The sequence below is a fragment of the Hydrogenophaga sp. genome (genome assembly GCF_025699295.1).
Taxonomy (GTDB): domain Bacteria; phylum Pseudomonadota; class Gammaproteobacteria; order Burkholderiales; family Burkholderiaceae_C; genus Hydrogenophaga.
In genome coordinates this window covers 176,693-197,196 of sequence record NZ_JAILWB010000007.1, presented here as the reverse complement: position 1 = coordinate 197,196, position 20,504 = coordinate 176,693, and the positions used below count along the sequence as shown (strand labels likewise).

16 protein-coding genes, 2 tRNA genes and 1 pseudogene are annotated in these 20,504 nt (G+C 65.7%); 3 read left to right on the top strand and 16 right to left on the bottom strand.

Annotated features, from left to right (window positions below; all coding sequences use genetic code 11):
- Position 1: 1 nt before the first annotated feature.
- The 8 genes from rseP to rpsB all read right to left on the bottom strand — a co-directional run bounded on the left by rseP (position 2) and on the right by rpsB (position 7,444).
- Entirely contained in the window at positions 2 to 1,366 is a 1,365-nt protein-coding gene (gene rseP / locus K5880_RS09425) for an RIP metalloprotease RseP (protein ID WP_297651060.1), read from the bottom strand.
- A gap of 57 nt (positions 1,367 to 1,423) precedes the next feature.
- Positions 1,424 to 2,608, bottom strand: coding sequence for a 1-deoxy-D-xylulose-5-phosphate reductoisomerase (gene ispC / locus K5880_RS09420; RefSeq protein ID WP_297651058.1), 1,185 nt, complete (start codon positions 2,606 to 2,608; stop codon positions 1,424 to 1,426).
- A 10-nt stretch (positions 2,609 to 2,618) separates the two neighbouring features.
- Positions 2,619 to 3,440, bottom strand: a complete 822-nt coding sequence (locus K5880_RS09415; protein WP_297651056.1) for a phosphatidate cytidylyltransferase — start codon at positions 3,438 to 3,440, stop codon at positions 2,619 to 2,621.
- Positions 3,433 to 4,203 (bottom strand): polyprenyl diphosphate synthase, encoded by a 771-nt coding sequence (gene uppS, locus K5880_RS09410; protein WP_297651054.1) that lies wholly within the window; start codon positions 4,201 to 4,203, stop codon positions 3,433 to 3,435. The genes K5880_RS09415 and uppS overlap by 8 nt, the downstream gene beginning before the upstream one ends.
- Positions 4,204 to 4,223: 20 nt before the next feature.
- Complete coding sequence (gene frr / locus K5880_RS09405; RefSeq protein WP_297651052.1) at positions 4,224 to 4,784, bottom strand: ribosome recycling factor; 561 nt, start codon at positions 4,782 to 4,784, stop codon at positions 4,224 to 4,226.
- A gap of 40 nt (positions 4,785 to 4,824) precedes the next feature.
- Positions 4,825 to 5,535 carry a UMP kinase gene (gene pyrH, locus K5880_RS09400; protein ID WP_297651050.1) on the bottom strand — a complete coding sequence of 237 codons (711 nt, stop codon included), beginning with the start codon at positions 5,533 to 5,535 and terminating at the stop codon, positions 4,825 to 4,827.
- Between the two features lie 150 nt (positions 5,536 to 5,685).
- Complete coding sequence (gene tsf / locus K5880_RS09395) at positions 5,686 to 6,573, bottom strand: translation elongation factor Ts (protein WP_297651048.1); 888 nt, start codon at positions 6,571 to 6,573, stop codon at positions 5,686 to 5,688.
- A 115-nt stretch (positions 6,574 to 6,688) separates the two neighbouring features.
- Positions 6,689 to 7,444 carry a 30S ribosomal protein S2 gene (gene rpsB / locus K5880_RS09390; RefSeq protein WP_297651046.1) on the bottom strand — a complete coding sequence of 252 codons (756 nt, stop codon included), beginning with the start codon at positions 7,442 to 7,444 and terminating at the stop codon, positions 6,689 to 6,691.
- Positions 7,445 to 7,802: 358 nt separating this feature from the next.
- Between rpsB and K5880_RS09385 the strand changes: the two genes are divergently transcribed.
- Positions 7,803 to 9,101, top strand: coding sequence for an FAD-dependent oxidoreductase (locus K5880_RS09385; protein ID WP_297651044.1), 1,299 nt, complete (start codon positions 7,803 to 7,805; stop codon positions 9,099 to 9,101).
- Between the two features lie 109 nt (positions 9,102 to 9,210).
- Positions 9,211 to 10,806 (top strand): NAD(P)H-hydrate dehydratase, encoded by a 1,596-nt coding sequence (locus K5880_RS09380; RefSeq protein ID WP_297651042.1) that lies wholly within the window; start codon positions 9,211 to 9,213, stop codon positions 10,804 to 10,806.
- Positions 10,807 to 10,815: 9 nt separating this feature from the next.
- On the opposite strand, the gene K5880_RS09375 is transcribed toward K5880_RS09380, so the two are convergent.
- The 3 genes and pseudogenes from K5880_RS09375 to rnr form a co-directional block, all read right to left on the bottom strand.
- Positions 10,816 to 11,367, bottom strand: coding sequence for a YggT family protein (locus K5880_RS09375; protein WP_297651040.1), 552 nt, complete (start codon positions 11,365 to 11,367; stop codon positions 10,816 to 10,818).
- Positions 11,368 to 11,441: 74 nt separating this feature from the next.
- A complete protein-coding gene (locus K5880_RS09370; protein ID WP_297651038.1) occupies positions 11,442 to 12,371 on the bottom strand; it encodes a gamma-glutamyl-gamma-aminobutyrate hydrolase family protein in 930 nt (309 codons plus the stop codon).
- A 23-nt stretch (positions 12,372 to 12,394) separates the two neighbouring features.
- Positions 12,395 to 14,692, bottom strand: a pseudogene (gene rnr / locus K5880_RS09365) (ribonuclease R); the annotation flags it as partial.
- A gap of 31 nt (positions 14,693 to 14,723) precedes the next feature.
- On the opposite strand from rnr, the gene K5880_RS09360 reads away from it, so the two are divergent.
- Positions 14,724 to 14,808: transfer RNA gene (locus tag K5880_RS09360), tRNA-Leu, on the top strand.
- Between the two features lie 88 nt (positions 14,809 to 14,896).
- Here the strand turns inward: K5880_RS09360 and rimO are convergent.
- The 5 genes from rimO to K5880_RS09335 all read right to left on the bottom strand — a co-directional run bounded on the left by rimO (position 14,897) and on the right by K5880_RS09335 (position 20,439).
- Positions 14,897 to 16,282: a 30S ribosomal protein S12 methylthiotransferase RimO gene (gene rimO / locus K5880_RS09355; protein ID WP_297651036.1), complete on the bottom strand. Its 1,386-nt coding sequence runs from the start codon at positions 16,280 to 16,282 to the stop codon at positions 14,897 to 14,899.
- A gap of 44 nt (positions 16,283 to 16,326) precedes the next feature.
- Positions 16,327 to 16,869 (bottom strand): polyhydroxyalkanoate synthesis repressor PhaR, encoded by a 543-nt coding sequence (gene phaR, locus K5880_RS09350; RefSeq protein WP_297651034.1) that lies wholly within the window; start codon positions 16,867 to 16,869, stop codon positions 16,327 to 16,329.
- A 216-nt stretch (positions 16,870 to 17,085) separates the two neighbouring features.
- A tRNA-Val gene (locus K5880_RS09345) sits at positions 17,086 to 17,162 on the bottom strand.
- 43 nt (positions 17,163 to 17,205) lie between these two features.
- The gene (locus tag K5880_RS09340; protein WP_297651033.1) at positions 17,206 to 19,500 is read right to left on the bottom strand and encodes a RelA/SpoT family protein; all 2,295 of its coding nucleotides are present in this window, start codon (positions 19,498 to 19,500) and stop codon (positions 17,206 to 17,208) included.
- Between the two features lie 18 nt (positions 19,501 to 19,518).
- The gene (locus tag K5880_RS09335) at positions 19,519 to 20,439 is read right to left on the bottom strand and encodes an alpha/beta hydrolase (RefSeq protein WP_297651032.1); all 921 of its coding nucleotides are present in this window, start codon (positions 20,437 to 20,439) and stop codon (positions 19,519 to 19,521) included.
- Between the last annotated feature and the right edge of the window lie 65 nt (positions 20,440 to 20,504).

Genomic DNA, 20,504 nt, shown 5'->3' with positions numbered 1-20,504 from the left:
TTCAGCCAGCCAGGCGGGCCACATCATTGAACAAGGCGATGGACATGAGCGCCATGAGAACCACGACACCCCCTCGCTGCAGGCGCTCCATCCAGGCATCAGACACGCTGCGCCCAGTGACACCCTCCCAAAGATAATACATCAGGTGCCCCCCATCGAGGACCGGCAGCGGCAGCAGGTTCAGCACCCCCAGGCTCACGCTGATCAGGGCGAGAAACAGCAGGTAAGACGTGATACCGAGACTGGCCGATTTGCCCGCGTAGTCGGCAATCGTGAGCGGACCACTGAGGTTCTTGACCGAGGCCTCGCCAATGAGCATGCGCCCCATCATCTTGAGTGTGAGCCAGGAGACCTCCCAGGTCCGCACCACGCCTTGTACCAGTCCGTCCAGCGCGCCCAGACGCACCGTCATCATCTCGGGCATGGCACCGATGTAGGCGCCGACACGTCCAACCCAGACGCCCGCCTGCTGCTCGGGCGCAGGCTTGACCATCAGGGTCATCATCTGTCCATCACGCGCTATCTCCCAGCGCTGCTCGACCGGTTCACCGGCTGCGCCTGCGGCAGCCCGGATGCGGGCCCGAAGGTCCTGGCCATCGCTCACAGGCTTGTCGTCCACGCGGCGCACCACGTCTCCAGCACGCAATCCAGCGGCAGCGGCCGCCCCTCCTTCCATGACCTCGCCCACCACCGGCGCGCTCCAGGGGCCCGTGATGCCGATGCGCTGAAAAAGTGCGGCGTCCGCCTCGCGCACGTCCAGCTCGCTGAGCGCCATCCGCACCGGGCGGGTATTGCCGCCCTCGCGCGCCGCCACCCACAGGGTCATGTCCTCGCTGGACAGCGCAGCCTGGGTCAGGCGCCAGCGCAGGTCCTCGAACGACCCGATCGCACGGGGTTCGGCCTCGGCGGTGGCGGCTTCGGCCACCCATTCGCCCCCTTTCAGGCCGGCGCGCTCGGCCACAGAGCCTGCCACGGGACTGGCCAGCACCGGCTTGGGCTCCTGCACGCCGGTCCAGTTGATCAACGCGTAAATCAGGACCGCCAGCAGCAGATTGGCAGCGGGTCCTGCCGCCACAACGGCCGCACGTGAGCGCAGTGGCTGCGTGTTGAACGCCAGATGGCGCTCGGCCGGGTCTACCGGGGCTTCGCGCTCGTCGAGCATGCGCACGTAGCCACCCAGGGGCAGCACACAAATCACAAACTCCGTGGGACTGCCCTTCTTTCGCCAGCTCAGCAGCGGCTTGCCAAAGCCTACCGAGAAGCGCAGCACCTTCACACCGCACGCCACCGCCACGCGGTAGTGGCCGTATTCGTGCACGGCGATCAACAGGCCCAGGGCCACGACGAAAGCAACAAGTGTGAGCATGACGGATTCGCTTGCCAATGGAAGGACGGTGAGCGCGTGGCCCGACCCCGCCGGGGATCAGACCGCCAGCCGGTCGACACCGGCCTGCGCGACAGCGCGGGCCTCGGCATCAATCGCCAGCAGGTCCTCGAGATCGTGAGGCTTGGAGGGGCTCAACGCCTGCAAAGTTGCAAGATTGACGGCATGGATCTGGTCAAACCGCAGACGGCGGTCCAGAAAGGCTGCCACCGCCACCTCGTTGGCCGCATTGAGCACCGCGGTTGTGCCCACCGGTCCTCCCAACGCGTCCCAGGCCAGGCGCAGGCCCGGAAAGCGCCGGTCATCCGCCTCTTCGAAGCTCAACGCACCGAGTCGGGCGAAGTCCAGCGCAGCGGCACCCGACTCGATGCGCTCTGGCCATGACAGGCCGTACGCGATGGGGCCGCGCATATCCGGCGTGCCCAGTTGCGCAACGACCGAACGGTCGGTGTACTGGACCATCGAGTGGATCACGCTTTGCGGATGGATCACCACCTCGATCCTTTCGGCAGGCAGGCCGAACAGGTAGCTGGCCTCGATGACCTCCAGCGCCTTGTTCATCATGGTGGCCGAATCCACCGAGATCTTGCGCCCCATCACCCAGTTGGGATGGGCACAGGCCTGTTCGGGCGTGACCTCGCACAAGGTGGCGGGATCGCGGGCACGAAAAGGTCCACCGGAAGCCGTCAGTACGATCTTTTCCACCCGCCGTACCCAGGTGCCGGGGTCTTCCGGCAGGGACTGGAACACCGCCGAATGTTCGCTGTCGATCGGCAGCAACGTCGCCCCGCCTTCGCGCACCGTCTGCATGAACAGCGCCCCGCCAACCACCAACGCCTCCTTGTTGGCCAGCAGCAGCTTCTTGCCGGCGCGGGCGGCGGCCAGACTGGGCGCCAGGCCAGCGGCGCCAACGATGGCGGCCATCACCGCGTCCACCTCGGGCGCTTCGCTGACCTCGCACAAGGCCTTGGCACCCGACAGCACCTGCACCGGGAGGCCGAGTTCGCGCACGCGCTCGGCGAGACGTTGCGCATGTGCCGGACTGGTCATCACGGCATAGCGCGGGGAAAACTGCTGGCACTGCGACAGCAAGGTGTCGACCTGCGTGGCCGCGGTCAGCGCAAACACGGTGTAAAGCCCTGGATGCCGCGCAATGACGTCCAGCGTGCTGGTGCCGATCGAGCCGGTGGAGCCCAGGATGGTGACGAACTGCGGACGGGTCATGGCGCTGGTTTTACAGGGTGACAAGCATCATGGCCAGTGGCAACACGGGCAGCAGCGCGTCGACTCGGTCCAGCACGCCGCCGTGTCCGGGCAGGAGCTGGCTCGAATCCTTCGCACCGGCACTGCGTTTGACCAGGGACTCCACGAGGTCGCCCACCACGCTCATCGCCACCAGGAACACCAGCGAGAGCACGGCCAGCGCGGGCCCGAGCGCCCAGAGCCGGGCGTACAGGCTGCCGCCCTGGGGATCGAATACGAGCCATGCGCCTGCGAGCAGGAACACGCCCAGCAAGCCGCTCACCGCGCCTTCCCAGCTCTTGCCGGGGCTGATGGCGGGAGCCAGCTTGCGCCGGCCCAACGCCTTGCCACCGAAATAGGCAGCGATGTCGGCCATCCAGACCAGTAGCAGCACGGACAGCAGAAAACCCAGGCCCTCCAGACGCGCATGCACCATGGCCAGCCAGGCACAGGCGATCAGGGCCAGGCCGATCCACAGGCGCAGGCCGGCAGGCCAGGCCGCCCAGCCGGATACGCCGCGACGCAGCATCACCAGCGCAAGCACCACCCAGACCATTCCAACGGCCATCCAGAGCGGGCGCAGAGGCAGAAACAGCCCGCCCAGCGCCCAGAACAGCGCCATCAGCGCTCCCAGTCCGCCTCCCAGCCCCAGCGACAAGGTCGGGCCGCAACCATTGAGCCGCGCCCACTCCCAGCCACCAGCCACGATAAGCAGCAGGGTCAACGCGGCAAAGGGTTCGATCGACGGGTAGAACAGCGCGGGCAGCAGTACGGCCAGCAACAGCAGGGCCGTGATGACGCGTTGCCTAAGCATGCCGCTGGCCCGCTTCGGCGGACTCCGTATCGCCCCCCGCCCGCTGCTCGGAGGTCTGTCCGAAACGGCGCTCGCGCCGCGCGAACTCGGACAGGGCAAGGTCCAGTTCGGCGGCATCGAAATCCGGCCAGAGACAATCGGTGAACACCAGTTCAGAATAGGCCGCCTGCCAGAGCAGGAAATTGCTGATGCGCAGCTCTCCACCGGTGCGGATCAGCAGATCCGGGTCTCCCACATGAGCCAGCGCGGTTGCACCTGACAGCGTCTCTTCGGTGATTTCGATGCCCTGCTGCGCCAGGCGCCGCGCGGCCTGAACCACGTCCCATCGCCCTCCGTAGTTGAAACACACGTTAAGGATCAGGGTGTCGTTGTGGGCGGTGTCGCGCGCGGCGGCCTCCAACCCCTGCACCACGCGCGGCGACAAGCCGCTGCGGTCGCCCGGGAAATGCAGTCGTACGCCACTCTTCTCCAGGCTGGGCACCTCGCGCGACAGTGCCATCACCAGCAGATCCATCAGGCCGGATACCTCCTCGGCCGGGCGGCTCCAGTTCTCGGACGAGAAGGCAAACACGGACAGCACGGGCACGCCGCGCTCGACGCACGCCCTGACCACGCCGCGCAAGGCCTCCACCCCCTGCTTGTGCCCCGCGACACGAGGCAACCAGCGCTTCTGCGCCCACCGACCATTGCCGTCCATGACGATGGCCACGTGGCGGGGCAAGCTGGCAACCGGCATCGGGTGGAGCGACGTTGAAGCGGCCATGGCAGGAACCAGCAGGCCGTTCAGACCGCCAGGATGTCCTGCTCTTTGGACGCAACGAGCCGGTCCACCTCGGCAATCATGCGGTCGGTGAGCTTCTGGATATCTTCCTGCGAGCGACGATCATCGTCCTCGGACGCGAGCTTGTCCTTCACCAGCTTCTTCACCGCCTCGTTGGCATCGCGCCGCAGGTTGCGAATGGCAATCTTGGCGGCCTCGCCGTCACCGCGGACGACCTTGGTGAGCTCCTTGCGACGTTCTTCCGTCATGGGCGGCATGGGCACCCGGATCAGGTCACCCTGGCTCGATGGATTCAGGCCCAGGTCGGATTCGCGAATGGCCTTCTCGATCTTGGCTCCCATGCCCTTTTCCCAGGGTGCCACGCCAATGGTCCGCGCGTCCAGAAGGGTCAGGTTCGCCACCTGCGAAAGCGGCAGCATGGAGCCGTAGTACTCGACGTGCACGGTGTCGAGCAACGCCGGGTTGGGACGACCGGTACGCACCTTCGTCAGGCCGTTCTTTAGCGATTCCACCGATTGAAGCATCTTGTGCTCAGCGGTTTTTCGGATGTCGTCGGTGCTCATGAAAACTCCTCAATCAACGGGAAAGGATGCCGTGACGGCATCAGACATGAACCAGCGTGCCTTCGTCGCCGCCCTGCACCACCTTGCGCAGCGCACCGGGCTTGAAGATCGAGAACACCTTCACCGGCAGCTTCTGGTCGCGGCACAGAGCAAAGGCGGTGGCATCCATCACCTGAAGATTCTTGCCCATGGCCTCGTCGAACGAGATCGTCGTGTAGCGCGTGGCGCTCGGGTCCTTGTTCGGATCCGCGGTGTAGACGCCATCGACCTTGGTGGCTTTGAGAACGATCTCGGCGCCGATCTCGGCGCCGCGCAGGGCGGCCGCCGTGTCTGTAGTGAAAAATGGGTTGCCGGTGCCGGCGGCAAACACCACCACCTTGCCCTCCTCAAGGTACTGCAGCGCCTTGGGACGCACATAAGGCTCGACCACCTGCTCGATGCCGATGGCCGACATCACGCGGGCCACCAGGCCAGCCTTCTCCATGGTGTCGGCCAGCGCAAGCGCGTTCATCACCGTGGCCAGCATGCCCATGTAGTCGGCAGTGGCGCGATCCATGCCGACCGAGCCGCCGGCCACACCGCGGAAGATGTTGCCGCCACCAATGACGATGGCCACCTGGACGCCCAGTCGGGTAACTTCGGCGATCTCTTCCACCATGCGCACGATGGTGGCCCGGTTGATGCCGAATGCGTCGTCGCCCATCAGGGCCTCCCCCGACAGTTTCAGCAGAATCCGTTTGTAGGCTGGCATGGGACAACTTTCAGGAAATCGGTAAACAAAGATTCAACCGGCAAGTGTAGCGAGGACACTGCGCCTGCCCGCAGCGTTGGCCCACGAAAGCACGGGCCCACACGGCACAACGGGCCTTGCGGCCCGTTGCTTCACGTCAGCCCGACAGGATCACGCACCCTTGGCGGCCGCGACCTGAGCCGCCACTTCAGCAGCAAAATCATCGACCTTCTTCTCGATGCCTTCACCCACCACATAAAGCGTGAAGCCCTTGACCGTGGTGCTGGCGGCCTTGAGCATCTGCTCGACGGTCTGCTTGTCGTTCTTCACGAACGGCTGGTTGAACAGCGAGACCTCCTTGAGGTATTTCTGCACCGAGCCTTCGATCATCTTGGTGGCGATATCGGCAGGCTTGCCGGATTCTGCGGCCTTGGCCGTCGCCACCGAGCGCTCCTTCTCGATCAGATCGGCAGGCACGTCGGCACTGGTCAGGGCCACGGGCTTCATGGCTGCGATGTGCATCGCGGTGTCCTTGGCCGGGGTTTCCTCGCCGTCGAAGGCGACCACCACGCCGATGCGGGTGCCGTGCAGATAGCTGGCCAGCTTGCCCGCGCCGCTGTAGCGCTTGAAACGACGGAAACTCATGTTCTCGCCGATCTTGCCAATCAGGCCCTTGCGCACGTCTTCCAGCGTGGGGCCAAAGCCGTCCTGGCTGTAGGGCAGCGCGCCCAGGGCATCCACGTCGGCCGGGTTGTGCTCGGCCACCAGCTTTGCAGCGGCGTTGGCCAACGCCAGGAAGCTGTCGTTCTTGGTGACGAAGTCCGTTTCGCAGTTCACTTCGATCAGGGCACCGGTATCGCCGTAGATGAAGCTGGCCACGACGCCTTCGGCGGTGACGCGGCTGGCGGCCTTGCCGGCCTTGGTGCCGAGCTTGACGCGCAGCAGTTCCTCGGCCTTGGCCATGTCGCCGTCGGCCTCGGTCAGGGCCTTCTTGCATTCCATCATGGGCGCATCGGTCTTGGCGCGCAGTTCGGCGACCATGCTTGCGGTAATTGCCATTTTTCGGTTCTCCTGTGGCTGGCACGGTCCCGGAAGATCGGCCAGCGGGTCAAAAATTGCGATCAGCTTGTGAAAAAGGGGCTACACGAGCCCCTCTTGCATGCGGAAACGGGGCTCAGGCGGAAGCATCTTCCTTGACTTCGACGAACTCGTCGGAGCCTTCGGCGGCCACGGCCTTGACAACGTCATTCACGGCGTTGCTGCGGCCTTCAATGATCGCGTCGGCGATGCCACGGGCGTACAGAGCCACGGCGCGGGCCGAGTCATCGTTGCCGGGGATGACGTAGTCAATGCCCACGGGCGAGTGGTTGGTATCTACCACACCCACCAGCGGGATGCCCAGCTTCTGGGCTTCAAGCACGGCGATCTTGTGGAAGCCCACGTCAATGACGAAGATGGCGTCGGGCAGCGCGGCCATGTCCTGGATGCCGCCGATGTCCTTCTCGAGTTTTTCCATCTCGCGGGCGAACATCAGCTGTTCCTTCTTGCTCATGCTCTCCAGGCCGGCTTCTTTCTGTGCCTGCATGTCCTTGAGGCGCTTGATCGAGGTTTTGACCGTCTTGAAGTTGGTCAGCATGCCGCCGAGCCAGCGCTGGTCCACGAAGGGCACGCCGGCGCGGCGGGCTTCCTGGGCCACGATGTCGCGCGACTGGCGCTTGGTGCCCACCATCAGAATGGTGCCGCGGTTGGCGGAGAGCTGGCGCACGAACTTGGCCGCCTCTTCAAACAGGGGCAGCGTCTTTTCGAGGTTGACGATGTGGATCTTGTTGCGATGGCCGAAGATGTACGGTGCCATCTTGGGGTTCCAGAAGCGGGTCTGGTGACCAAAGTGGACACCGGCTTCCAGCATTTCGCGCATGGAGATAGACATGAGTTAACTTTCCAGAGGTTGAGTCTAAAATCCAGCCCCGATCACCTTGACATTGCGGACCGCTGAAGGTCCGGATGCTGCAGGCGACACCCGGTTGGGCTGGTTTGCGATTTCGCCTTGCAAGGCGCCGCCCGAACCACCGTTCGGGTCTTCCACCTGCAAAGCCTGTCAATTATAGCAGTCTGGCCAATCTCGTCCCACCCCTGACCGCCTGGAATGGCGCCTGTCCGCAGGCCTGCTTCCAGACGCCACCTGTGCCCAGCTCCATGCCCGATGCCCGATCTCCCGACGTTGTTCGTTCCGCCGGCCTTTCCATCCCGAACAGGGTGACGTGCAAGGCCACCACCGGGGGCCGCTCTTGAGGCTCGCCGTGGTGGGTGCGGGCGTTGTGGGCACCACGACCGCTTTTGAACTGACACTGGACGGCCATGAGGTCACCGTCTTCGAACGCCGCAGCACCGTGGCCGAAGAAGCCAGCTTCGCTACCGGGCCTATCGTCGCCGCGGGCTGGACCGCGCCCTGGAACCGGTCCGAGCGAAGCCTGTGCATGCCCTGGACGTCCCGATCAAGCGGGATGACGCTCAATCGCCTGCCGCGCGGGAGTGAATGGCGTTGGCTATGGCACTGGTTGCAGGCTGGCAGGCATGAGCGCCAGACCGAAAATCATCGGCAGATGTACCAGTTGGTGCGTTACAGCCAGGAGCGCTTGCTGTCCATCACCGAGGACCATGCGCTTGAGCACGACCGCAGCGAAGGCATGCTGGTGCTCTGGCGCGGTCCGCGCGATGCGGAACAGGCACGGCCCGCGCTGCTGCAGATGAAGGATCTGGGTATCGGATTCAGGGAACACTCGGCCGATCAGGCGCGCGCGCTGGAACCCGCGCTGAACCCTGAAACCCCGCTCCATGGCGCGGTCGAGCTGATCGGCGAAGCGGTGGCCAACTGCCGGGAGTTCACGGTCTCCATCCGCGCCCGGGCGCAGCGGCTAGGTTGCCGCTTCGAGTTCAACACCCGGGTGGAGTCGATCGACTCCGCCAGCTCGACGACCGTTGACCTGCGTCTGGCCTCCGCGGGCGCGCCCCCGTCCCAGAACGCCCTACGCACGCATGCCGAGACCGAGCGCTTCGATGCGGTGATTGTGTGCGCGGGCGCGCACAGCGCGTCGTTGCTGCACCCGCTTGGTCTGCGCGTGCCGTTGCAAAGTGTCCAGAGCCACTCCATCAGCGCCGCCATGCGCGAACCGCTGGACGCGCCACTGTCCGCCGTCTTCGATACCCGGCATGGTGTGTCCATCGCCCGCCTCGGACAACGCATCCGCGTGGCCGGTGGCTGCGATTTCGGCCACCCGCCGGGCCAGTTGTCCCGGTCCACGCTGCGCCGACTGTACGGTGCGCTGACCGACTGGTTTCCTGGTGCGGTGCGGCTCGGCGGTCCGCATGGCAGCCTGCAGGAATGGCAGGGCGCGCAGGCCACCTTGCCCGATGGTCCCCCACTGCTGGGCGCCACGCGGGTGCCTGGTGTGTGGCTCAACCTGGGCCACGGCAGTGCCGGCTGGTCCATGGCATGCGGCAGTGCGCGCGCGTTGACCGACCAACTGGCAGGCCGGAACACGGACATTGAACTCCACGGCTGCTCGCCCCGCCGGTACAACCTCTGATCCGGGTCCGGCGCCGTGCCAGCACGGGCGGACATGGTGAAATGGGGTGCGGTGTTTCGGCCTTGGACAACGCGGCTACCGCCCTCACCCCACCTTCAGGAGCGACACCGTGAGCACGCCCCGCTTCGCCACGCAGACAGGCACGCGACCGATCACACCTGCACACCGCGAGGCTTTGTATGGCAGCGCGGGGACGCGCGCGATCGAACAGCAGGCTGCGGCCAGCCTGCCGCACCACACGTTGATGGCGCGCGCCGGACTGGCGGTGGCGCGCTTGGCTCTGGCCCTGCAGCCGCACGCGCGCTGCATCTGGGTGGCGTGTGGGCCGGGCAACAACGGCGGCGACGGTCTGGTCGCGGCCACCCACCTCCACCGTTGGGCGAAGGCCCGCGCAGGCGCAGTGCGTGTGGTGGTCACGCACCTGTGCCCGGACGAGTCTCGCCTGCCCCGGGATGCGCACCGGGCCCTCGATACTGCGCGCCAGGCCGGCGTCGTGTTCAGCACGGTCCCTCCCGACGATTTCGATCTGGCCATCGATGCGCTGCTGGGTATCGGCCCCGTGCGCGCCTTCGACGACACCATGGCCTCCTGGCTGGGCACGATGCGCCGCACTGGCCGGCCGGTGCTGAGCGTCGATCTACCCAGCGGGCTGCATCCCGACACCGGGGCGCTGGCGCCGCTGGAAGGCGCCACCGCGCGCGCGCCTGGCCCACGCCACACCCTGGCGCTGCTTACCCTCAAACCCGGTCTGTTCACCGGCATGGGGCGCGACGCCGCTGGCAGCGTGTGGTTCGATGATCTCGGGGTCTCACCGGGCATTGGCGTGCCGTTGGTGGCCTGGCTGGAAGGCCAGCCCCAGGCGGGCGCACCGATTTCGCAACGGCCTCACGCCAGTCACAAGGGCAGCTTCGGCGATGTTGCGGTGATCGGAGGGCAAGGGATTTCGCAGCACGGTGTGGGAATGACCGGAGCTGCAGTGCTCGCCGCGAGGGCAGCCCTGCATGCGGGCGCAGGCCGAGTGTTCGTAGGCTTGCTGGAAGGCTCGGAACCACAAGACACGTCTTGGGATCCGGTTTGCCCGGAACTCATGTTCCGCAGCCCGGCCTTGCTGCTGGAGCGGGAAATGCTGCACGCGGCCAGCGTGGTCTGTGGTTGCGGTGGTGGCGCCGCCGTCGCGGCGCTCCTGCCACGCGTGCTGTCGGGTGCCGCCACGCTGGTGCTCGACGCCGACGCACTCAACGCCATCGCGGCCGACACAGCGCTGCAGACCCAGCTCGGCCACCGGCGCGGCCGAGGCTGGACGACGGTGCTCACACCCCACCCCCTCGAGGCGGCCCGCCTGCTTGGCAGCAACACCGGCATCGTGATGGCCGATCGCCTGCTCGCGGCGCAAGCCATCGCAGAACGCTTCGGTGTGTTGTGCGTGCTCAAAGGTTCGGGCACGGTACTGGCCACGCCGGGCGAGGTGCCCCGCATCAACCCGACCGGCAACGCCGCGCTGGCCACGGCGGGCACAGGCGATGTGCTGGCCGGCATGATCGGCAGCGCGCTGGCGCGGCCCGGTAGTTCAGGCCACCATACGGCCGCCCGCGTGGCCGCCGCGGTGTTTCAGCACGGCTGGCTGGCCGATCACTGGCTGGACGATGGCGGAACGTCGGGCTTGTGCGCCAGTCGCCTGGCAGAGCGAGTGCAGGCCCTCGACTGACGCGCCGGCTCAGCCCAGCAGCATCAGACCGACCTGCAAGAGGATGATGAGCACCAGCACCGACAGGTCCACCCCACCCACCAGAGGCACGACACGGCGCACCGGGCGCAGGATGGGGGCACACAGCCGCTCAAGCGTGGACATCACCGGCGAATGTGGCTGCACCCAGGACAGGATGGCGTAACCCAGCAGCAGCACCATCAGGCCCTGCAACAGGGTGCGCACCAAGATGCGCACCGCCATGCTGGCGACGGTGGTGATCCCCACCTCCGTGGACAGCGGCGCTGACGACACACTGGTGGCCAGCAGCAGCCACAGCACGCCATACCCCAGCGAAAGCAGCACTGCCGCGACAAGGCTGCCCCAGTCGATGCGGCTCTGCGAGAGTGAGCGCGGCAGCAGACGCCGCAGCGGCGCAACCAGCCAGTCGGTCAGCGCGATCACCAGCCGACCAGGCTGGGCCGACATGTGGATGCGCAAGTGGTTCATCCAGGCACGCAGCAGAGCCGCTGCCACCAGGAAGAAGAAGAGCGTTTCAAGCAGAAAGAAGACGATGCGCATGGCGTGGGAATGTCTGGAGGCAATGCGCGAGTTTAGAGGCGGATGCCGTGTGCCGGAAGTGACCTGCGAATTGCTCAGGATCCGGCCAGATGCAGCGGCGCGCGAGGGGTGCGGGGATCAGGCTCGAGGCCGCTGGCCAACCTGTGCAGCGCTGCGGCACGCGAGGCATCCAGAAAATCCAGCATGATCGGCGAGCTGTCGGCCAGTGCATCCCGGCCATGATGGAACTCGGGGTGCCATTGCACGCCCCGCGCATAGGTTTCACCCGTCCAGCGGATGGCTTCCACCAGGCCATCCAGCGTCGAGACAGCTTCCACCACAATGCCCTTGCCCAGTTCAGCCACGGCTTGGTGGTGGATGCTCGTCACACGCAACTGCGAGGCTTTGGGATACAGCCGCGTCAATGCCGTGCCCTGCAGGAAGGTCACGTCGTGTTCGAGCTGGTCGTACAGGTCGGTATCCACGTGGGCATGCGCTGCCGCGCATTGCGTCGTGATGTCCTGGTACAGCGTGCCGCCGAAGGCCACGTTGAGCAGTTGCGCACCACGGCACACGCCAAGCACCGGCTTCTTCTGTGCCAGGAAGGTGCGCAGCAGCGCCAGCTCGTAGCGGTCGCGCACCACATCACCCTCCCAGCGGGGGTCGATGGGCTTCTGGCGATAGGTCTGCGGCGCGACGTCTGCACCTCCTTGCAGCACCAGGGCGTCGAGCTCCTGCACCACCTGATCGACCTTGAGGTGGCGCGCCGCGTGCTTGCTGTCGTGCGACACCGCCGGCACCATGAACGCCACGGCCCCATGCTCCATGATCCAGTGCGCCAGCGACTGCTCGATGTACTGCAGAACCTTGTTGCGAAACCCGAGTTCATGTGGCGCCTCGTGCAACAGGCGTGCCGACACGCCAATGCGCAAGGCGCGCTCGGCGAACTGCGGTGCCTTCTTGGGCCGAGCTGACACCGCGGGTTTGATGGCGGGTGCGGCGACGGCAGACAGCGCACGGGGCATGTGCAAGGCCCTCTTTCCCGGGTTCAGCGCCGGCTCTTTCGGGACTGGCTTGCCGTGCTGCGAGCGCCACCTCGCTCCGTCTTCTTGCCTGCTGCTTTGCGCGCTGCCGATTTCACCTCGGGCGCAGGCGTCGGCTGGCCACCATGACGCCCTGCCGGCGCGGCCTCCCGACCGCGTCGGCCCTTGTTGCCAGGGCGGGCAGGCGCTGCGCCGTTCTCCGGGGCACCAGGCAAACCCGTCTTGTCACGCATGGCCCGCAGCACGAGATCGTCGTTACCGCTGACGAGCCTGAAGTCGATGCGCCGCCCGTCCAGGTCGACACGGCTCACCTGCACCTGCACGCGGCTGCCCAGCGCGTAACGGATGCCCGTGCGCTCGCCGCGCAGTTCCTGGCGCGCTTCGTCAAACCGGAAGTACTCGCCGCCCAGCTCGGTGATGTGCACCAGGCCTTCGACATACATGGCATCCAGCGTGACGAACAGCCCGAAGCTGGTGACCGAGCTGACCACGCCGCTGAACTCCTCGCCCAGGTGCTCACGCATGTACTTGCACTTGAGCCAGGCCTCCACGTCGCGGCTCGCCTCGTCGGCCCGGCGCTCGTTGGCACTGCAGTGCAGTCCCGCGGCCTGCCAGGCCAGCGTGTCTGCGGACGGCTTCTTCGCCACTTCGCCCGCTGCAAGAGGTTGCGCACGGCTGGCCAGGCGCTTGCTGAGCTTGGCATGCGCTTCTCCAGGCGTGGGAAGAGTCGGCAACTCGTAGCGCTTGCGCGCCAGGATGGCCTTGATGACCCGGTGCACCAGCAGGTCGGGGTAGCGGCGAATCGGGCTGGTGAAGTGCGTGTAGGCCTCGAAGGCCAGGCCGAAGTGGCCGCTGTTGATCGGCGTGTAGATGGCCTGCTGCATGGAGCGCAGCAGCATGCTGTGGATCTGCTGGGCTTCAGGACGGTCCTTGGTGGCGTTGGCGATTTGCTGGAAATCGGCCGGCCTGGGGTTGTCGCCGATGGTCTGCGGCACGCCCATGGCTTTGAGGTAGTTGCGCAGGATTTCCTGCTTTTCGGGAGTGGGGCCTTCATGCACGCGGAACAGGCCGGTGTGCTTTCCTTCGCTGATGAAATCGGCCGAGCACACGTTCGCCGCGAGCATCGCTTCTTCGATCAACTTGTGCGCATCGTTGCGGGTGCGGGGAATGATCTTCTCGATACGCCCCGATTCGTCGCACACGATCTGGGTTTCGACGGTCTCGAAGTCCACCGCACCCCGTTCACCTCGCGCAGTCAGCAACGCGCGGTAGACGTCGTGGAGGTTGAGCAGGTAAGGTACGAGCGCCTTGCGCTGCGCGGCCTCCGGGCCGCGTGTGTTCTGAAGGATCGCAGCCACCTCGGTGTAAGTGAAGCGTGCGTGACTGAACATCACCGCTGGGTAGAACTGGTAGGCATGCACCTCGCCCCTGGCGTTGACCAGCATGTCGCAGACCATGCACAGGCGCTCGACACCCGGGTTGAGCGAGCACAGGCCGTTGGACAGCTTCTCCGGCAGCATGGGGATGACCCGACGCGGGAAATACACCGAGGTCGCGCGGTCATAGGCGTCAACGTCGATCGGTGAGCCGGTCTCCACATAGTGGCTCACGTCGGCAATGGCCACCAGCAGTCGCCAGCCCTTGCCCTTGCCGACTTTGGCCGGCTCGCAATACACCGCATCGTCGAAGTCGCGCGCGTCTTCACCGTCGATGGTCACCAGTGGCACGTCGCGCAGATCCACCCGGTGCTTGTGGTCGCCAGCCCGCACATGGTCTGGCAGTGCGCGAGCCTGGGCCATCGCGGCCTCGGAAAACTCGTGTGGCACACCGTACTTGCGCACCGCGATCTCGATTTCCATGCCAGGGTCATCGATCTCGCCCAGCACCTCCTTGACGCGCCCGACAGGCTGTCCGTACAGCGCGGGCGGCTCGGTGAGCTGCACCACCACGACCTGTCCCGGCTTGGCCGATCCGGTGGCTCCTTTGGGTATCAGCACGTCCTGTCCGTAGCGCTTGTCCTCCGGAGCCACCAGCCACACACCACTTTCCTGCAGCAGGCGTCCGATGATGGGTGCATCCGAGCGCTCCACGATCTCGGTGACACGCCCCTCGGGACGGCCCTTGCGGTCGAGCCGCACGATGCGGGCCTTGACCCGGTCCTTGTGCAGCACCGCGCGCATTTCATTGGACGGCAGGTAGATATCGGCCTGCCCATCATCGCGAACCACAAATCCATGTCCGTCGCGATGACCGGAAACGACACCTTCATATTCGGCCAACAGGCTGCTTTTTTCGTTCACTTTTTCTCTGCTATAATTTCGGTTTTCCTGAGATGCCCAGGTGGCGGAATTGGTAGACGCACTAGTTTCAGGTACTAGCGCCGAGAGGCGTGGAGGTTCGAGTCCTCTCTTGGGCACCAATCATAAGGGCCAGCAAACGCAAGTTTGCTGGCCTTTTCTTTTGCGACACCGAAGCGCTGCCCGATGCCTGGCCGGGCGCAGCTTCCGTCAAAACGGAACTGCCAGCAAATCGTGCCCCTCGGCGGCCACGATACGGGCTTTGGTGAACTCGCCAACCTTCAAGGTCTTGCTGATTTTCTCTGGTGGCAGCAGGCGCACGACGCCATCGATCTCGGGTGCGTCCGCGTAGCTGCGCCCGACGCCCCCCTTCTTGCCCATGCCCGGTGCCGAATCCACCAGCACCTGCATGGTCGCGCCCACGCGCTCGCGCAGTCTGGCAGCTGACACGGCTTCGGCAACTTCCATGAAGCGCGCGCGACGCTCTTCGCGAAGTGCATCGGACACTGGGTCGGGCAATGCATTGGCGGTCGCCCCCGGCACAGGCGAATAGGCAAAGCAACCGGCGCGATCAATGCCGGCTTCGCGGACGAAGTCCAGCAGGTGATCGAATTCCTGTTCGGTCTCACCCGGAAAGCCGGCAATGAAGGTGCTGCGCACCACGATCTGCGGACACAGTTCGCGCCAGCGCGCGATGCGCTCCAGGTTTCTCTCGCCGCTGGCCGGTCGCTTCATGCGACGCAGCACGTCCGGATGGCTGTGCTGCAGTGGCACATCCAGATAGGGAAGGCACAGGCCGTCGGCCATCAGCGGGATGATCTCGTCCACATGGGGGTACGGGTACACGTAGTGCAAACGCACCCATGCGCCAAAGCCCCGCGCCAGCTCGCCGAGCGAGCGCACCAGATCGAGCATGCGCGTCTTCACCGGCTTGCCATCCCAGAAGCCGGTGCGGTACTTCACGTCCACGCCGTAGGCCGACGTATCCTGGCTGACCACCAGCAGTTCCTTCACGCCGGACTCGAACAGCTTGCGCGCCTCGGTCAGCACGTCGCCGATCGGCCGACTCACCAGGTCGCCGCGCATCGACGGGATGATGCAGAAGGTGCAGCGGTGGTTGCAGCCTTCGCTGATCTTCAGGTACGCGTAGTGGCGTGGCGTGAGTTTGATGCCCTGCGGCGGTACCAGGTCCACGAAAGGGTCGTGCGGCTTGGGCAGATGTTCATGCACGGCGGTCATCACCTCGTGCGTGGCGTGCGGGCCGGTCACAGCCAGCACGCTCGGGTGCATCTGGCGCACCAGGTTGCCGCCGCCCTCGCCTTCGCGTGCGCCCAGGCAGCCGGTGACGATCACCTTGCCGTTTTCCGCCAGGGCCTCGCCGATGGTGTCCAGGCTTTCGCGCACGGCATCGTCGATGAAGCCGCAGGTGTTGACGATCACCAGATCGGCGCCAGCAAAGGTCTTGGAGGTTTGATATCCCTCAGCGCTGAGTTGCGTGAGGATGAGTTCGGAATCGGTCAGCGCCTTGGGGCAGCCCAGGCTGACAAAACCCACCTTGGGCGCCATGGTGGCCGATGGGGCAAGAGTTTCAGACATGCCCCGATTGTCTCAGACCGGCCTGAGGACCGCAGATTCGAGGGCTAACGCTTGAGGCCCAGCGCCGCCAGCATCTGTTCGCTGTTCTTCTGCATCTGCTCCTGCATCTGGGTGAATGCGTTGCGTGACTGCTCCAGATAGGTACCCATCATGCCCTGCATCATGGGCGACTGCACGTTCATGAACTGCTTCCAGGCTTCCGGGTTGACGCCCGTCGACTGCTCGGTCATCTTGTGCTGCAGGTCCATGAAAATCTGCACGTTCTTTTCGAGGTAGGACCCCATGAAGTCCTGCATGGCATGGCCGTAGAAGCGGATGATGTTGGCCAGCACCTGTTCGGTGAAGATCGGCACACCGGCCGTTTCTTCCTCCAGGATGATCTGCAACAGGATGCTGCGCGTGAGGTCATCGTTGCTCTTGGCGTCACGCACCACAAAGGGTTCGTTGTCCATCACCAGTGCCTTGACTTCGGCCAGCGTGATGTACGACGAGGTGTCCGTGTCGTACAGACGCCGGTTCGGGTACTTCTTGATCACGCGCACGGCACTGGAACGCTCGCCGCCACTACCGGCCTTGGATTTTTGCACTGCAGGACTTTCAGGGTTGAATGGGCCAGAGAGGCCAGGGACCGCTCCGAGGATACGGCACATTCTAGAAAGCCCCTGCGGGGTCGCGAGCATGGGTTTTCCCTGTGCGGGAGCCCCGGGTGACACCCCGGAACCCGAGAGCGCGGCTCAGGCGAAAAAAAAGCAGACCACAGGATCTGCCTTGTTTCAACGGGTGCAACTGAGCCCCGAAAAGCTTGGTAGGCGCGATTGGACTCGAACCAACGACCCCCACCATGTCAAGGTGGTGCTCTAACCAGCTGAGCTACGCGCCTACAAACGATTCGAAGCCTCGCAGTATATCAGTGTTCAGCCGTGCTATTTGCGCCGCACCACCCGCACCCCGGTCACGTCACCCACCACAGCCATGGCCCGCATGACCTGGCGGGCATCGGAGACCTCGATCGTGAATGTCATCCAGGCCACGTCCCTGACCGACTGCGTCTGCACGCCGATGACGTTCATCTTCTCGCGGGCAAACACGTCGGAGATGTCGCGCAGCAGGCCTTGCCGGTCCTGCGCCTCGATCGCCACATCCACCGGATAGACCGCCGGCCTGCCATCGCGGTCTGGCGTCGCCTGCCCACTCCACTGCACTTCGATCACGCGGTCCGGATTCTTGCGCTGCAGGTGGGCGAAATCGCTGCAGTCGGCTCGGTGGATGCTCACCCCCTTGCCACGCGTGACAAAGCCGCCGATCTCGTCCGGCGGCGCGGGCTTGCAGCATTTGGCCAGTTGCGTCATGAGCGACTCCACGCCGACCACAAGCACGCCACCACCGGTCTGGCTGGACGGCTTGCGCGGCTTCTTCAGCCACGCGGGCACCTCGGAAGGCGCCTCGGGCTCGGGCGGACGCAGGTGCGTCTCGATCGCCCTGAGCGACAGCTCGTCCTTGCCCACCTGCTCGAACAAGGCCTGCGCGGACGACAGCCCCATCGCCACCGCGAGATCGTCCAACTTCAACGCGGTCTTGCCTTCGCGCTGCAACAGCTTCTCGACCGCTTCCCGCCCCCTGGCCACAGTCTCCTCCATGGCCAGTGCATTGAACCAGGCGCGCACCTTGCTTTTGGCCCGGTGGCTCACCAGATACCCCAGATCGGCATTGAGCCAGTCGCGCGACGGCCCGCCTTCCTTGGCGGCAGTGATCTCCACCGTCTGGCCGTTCTGCAGCGGCGTGTTGAGAGTCACCATCGCGCCATCAACCCGTGCTCCTCGGCAGCGATGACCGAGATCGGTGTGCACCGTGTAGGCAAAGTCGACGGCCGTGGCCCCCTGCGGCAACTCCACGATCGCGGCGTCTGGCGTGAGCACGTAGATGCGGTCGTCGAACAGGCCCTGTGCGGCGCCGCTCAGATCGCGCTCCCAGGCCAGCAACTGGCGCAGCACCGCGATCTTGGCGTCGTAGTCCGAACTGGCCGACACACCCGCATAGCCTTTGGACCCCGCCTCCTTGTACGCCCAGTGCGCCGCCACTCCATGCTCGGCATGGTCGTGCATGGCCTGCGTGCGGATCTGGATCTCGAATGCCCGGCCCTGATCGTCGCGAACCACGGTGTGCAGCGACTGGTAGCCATTCGCCTTGGGTTTGGCAATGTAATCGTCGAACTCATCGGCCACTGGCGCATGCTTCGCGTGCACGTGGGCCAGCACGGCGTAGCAGTCGTCCACACCGGGCACGATCACGCGCAGGGCGCGGATGTCGAACACCTGGTCGAAGTCGAGCGACTTGCCGCGCATCTTCTTGACGATGCTGTAGATGTGCTTCGGGCGCCCCTGCACCGACGCCGCGATCCCCTGTCGCAGCAGGTCGACCTCGAGTTGCTGGCGGACCTGCTCCACATGGGCTTCGCGCTCGACGCGCTTTTCGTCCAGCAAGCGAGCGACGTCCTTGTAGGTTTGCGGCTCAAGGAAGCGAAAGGCCAGGTCCTCCATCTCCCACTTGATCTGCCAGATACCCAGGCGGTTGGCCAGCGGGGCGAATACCTGCAGCGACTCGGCGGCCAGCGCCTCGCCGGGGTCGCCTTTGATGGCGGCGAAGTAGCGCAACGTCTGCAGGCGCGAGGCCAGTTGCAGCATGACCACGCGCAGATCGCGCGAAAACGCCAGCAGCATCTTGCGCACGTTCTCGGACTGACTGGCGGCGAGCTCCGACAGCGCGGCCTTGCCGGGCGCCGCTGCGGCTTCCTCCTTCCTGGCGATAGCGGCCGCGGCCTTGATGCGCGCCTGGCGCTGCAGTTGCACCAGTTTGGTGGTTTCGATGGCCAGCGCCGCGAAGTTGTCGCCAAAGGCCTTGGCGATCACCTCCTGGGGGCGGTTGAGGTACTGGCAGGCATACACCAGATAGGCGGCGGCCTGCATGGCTTCGGAGCCGCCAATGTCGTTCAGCACGCCAGCGACCGCGTCGGCGTGCGCCAGCGTGTTCTCCCCGGTGTCGAGCTGCTCGCTGTCCAGCAGGGGTTCGGCAAAGGCCCTCGCGCGCGCCAGTGCCTGGGCCTGTCTGGGCAGGCTGTCGGAAGTGGCCGCAACGATGGCCGAGGGGGCGCCCAGCGGGCGCTCATCGGCAATCACGGGCTCTGCGGCCTCGGTCGCAGACGAGGGGGTCGTTCTTTTCATGGCTCGCTCAACGCATGCTCACTCGGACCAGAGAAAGTCCCGGACAGCGGCCACCTGTTCATCGGCCACCAGCGTGGGCGCATGGCCCACACCGTCAAAGACCACGCAACGGGCCCTGGGACCACGCCGCCCCATCTCGGCGGCCGTGGCATCGGTCAGCAGGTCCGATACCTGGCCACGCAGCAACAGCGTGGGCGCCGTGATCGCGTCGTACAGCCTCCACAGCGCGGCTTCGCCATCGCGTGCGACCTGGCGTGCGGCAACCTGGTCGGCCATGCCGGTCAGGGCCTTGAGGGGGGTGGCGATCGCGGGGTCGTAATGCAGCCACCAGCGCCCCTCGCGCACGCGCAGCAGCGGCAGGGACAGCGCCCGCCATTGCGCGGGCGTGTGCGGCCCGAAGCCCGTGGAAATCGAGGCCAGGTAGTCACAGGCCGCCTGCTCGCTGTCGAACGACGGGTTCAGCCCCAGGTAGGAAGCGATGCGCTGCAAGGCGTCCCACTGGATGGCGGGCCCGACATCGTTGAGCACAAGCCGGCGGGGTGCGAGCGCCGGCTGGGCCGCCACCGCCATGCCGATCAGCCCACCCATGCTGGTGCCGACCCAGTCGATGACTGCCTCCGGGTCCTGCGTGCGCAGGTGCATCAGCAGCGCCGCGAGATCAGCCGCGTAGGTCGGCACCTGATAGGCCATGGGATCGGCCAGCCAGTCGCTGTGGCCGCGTCCGGCCACGTCGACGGCAACCACGCGCGAGCGCTCGCTCAATGATCGCGCCAGCGTGTCGAAGTCGCGACCCTGGCGCGAGAGGCCGTGCACGCAGACCACCACGTGGTGGCTGTCGCGCGCGGCACAGGGCCAGTCCCAGTACGCCATGCGCCGCGGGTCGCCGGTGCGGGCCGCGGGACCCGTGACAGGAAGGTACTGAAGGTTCGGTTCTTGCATGCGGTATGACGGACAGGGGTGGGCGCAAAAGGCGTCCGTGATAATGCCTCGGATACTTTTCAACC

Bases quoted from the DNA above. Each gene is read 5' to 3' on its own strand.
- rseP (WP_297651060.1), bottom strand. From the start codon at position 1,366: ATGCTCACACTTGTTGCTTTCGTCGTGGCCCTGGGCCTGTTGATCGCC.
- ispC (WP_297651058.1), bottom strand. From the start codon at position 2,608: ATGACCCGTCCGCAGTTCGTCACCATCCTGGGCTCCACCGGCTCGATC.
- K5880_RS09415 (WP_297651056.1), bottom strand. From the start codon at position 3,440: ATGCTTAGGCAACGCGTCATCACGGCCCTGCTGTTGCTGGCCGTACTG.
- uppS (WP_297651054.1), bottom strand. From the start codon at position 4,203: ATGGCCGCTTCAACGTCGCTCCACCCGATGCCGGTTGCCAGCTTGCCC.
- frr (WP_297651052.1), bottom strand. From the start codon at position 4,784: ATGAGCACCGACGACATCCGAAAAACCGCTGAGCACAAGATGCTTCAA.
- pyrH (WP_297651050.1), bottom strand. From the start codon at position 5,535: ATGCCAGCCTACAAACGGATTCTGCTGAAACTGTCGGGGGAGGCCCTG.
- tsf (WP_297651048.1), bottom strand. From the start codon at position 6,573: ATGGCAATTACCGCAAGCATGGTCGCCGAACTGCGCGCCAAGACCGAT.
- rpsB (WP_297651046.1), bottom strand. From the start codon at position 7,444: ATGTCTATCTCCATGCGCGAAATGCTGGAAGCCGGTGTCCACTTTGGT.
- K5880_RS09375 (WP_297651040.1), bottom strand. From the start codon at position 11,367: ATGCGCATCGTCTTCTTTCTGCTTGAAACGCTCTTCTTCTTCCTGGTG.
- K5880_RS09370 (WP_297651038.1), bottom strand. From the start codon at position 12,371: ATGCCCCGTGCGCTGTCTGCCGTCGCCGCACCCGCCATCAAACCCGCG.
- rimO (WP_297651036.1), bottom strand. From the start codon at position 16,282: ATGTCTGAAACTCTTGCCCCATCGGCCACCATGGCGCCCAAGGTGGGT.
- K5880_RS09340 (WP_297651033.1), bottom strand. From the start codon at position 19,500: ATGAAAAGAACGACCCCCTCGTCTGCGACCGAGGCCGCAGAGCCCGTG.
- K5880_RS09335 (WP_297651032.1), bottom strand. From the start codon at position 20,439: ATGCAAGAACCGAACCTTCAGTACCTTCCTGTCACGGGTCCCGCGGCC.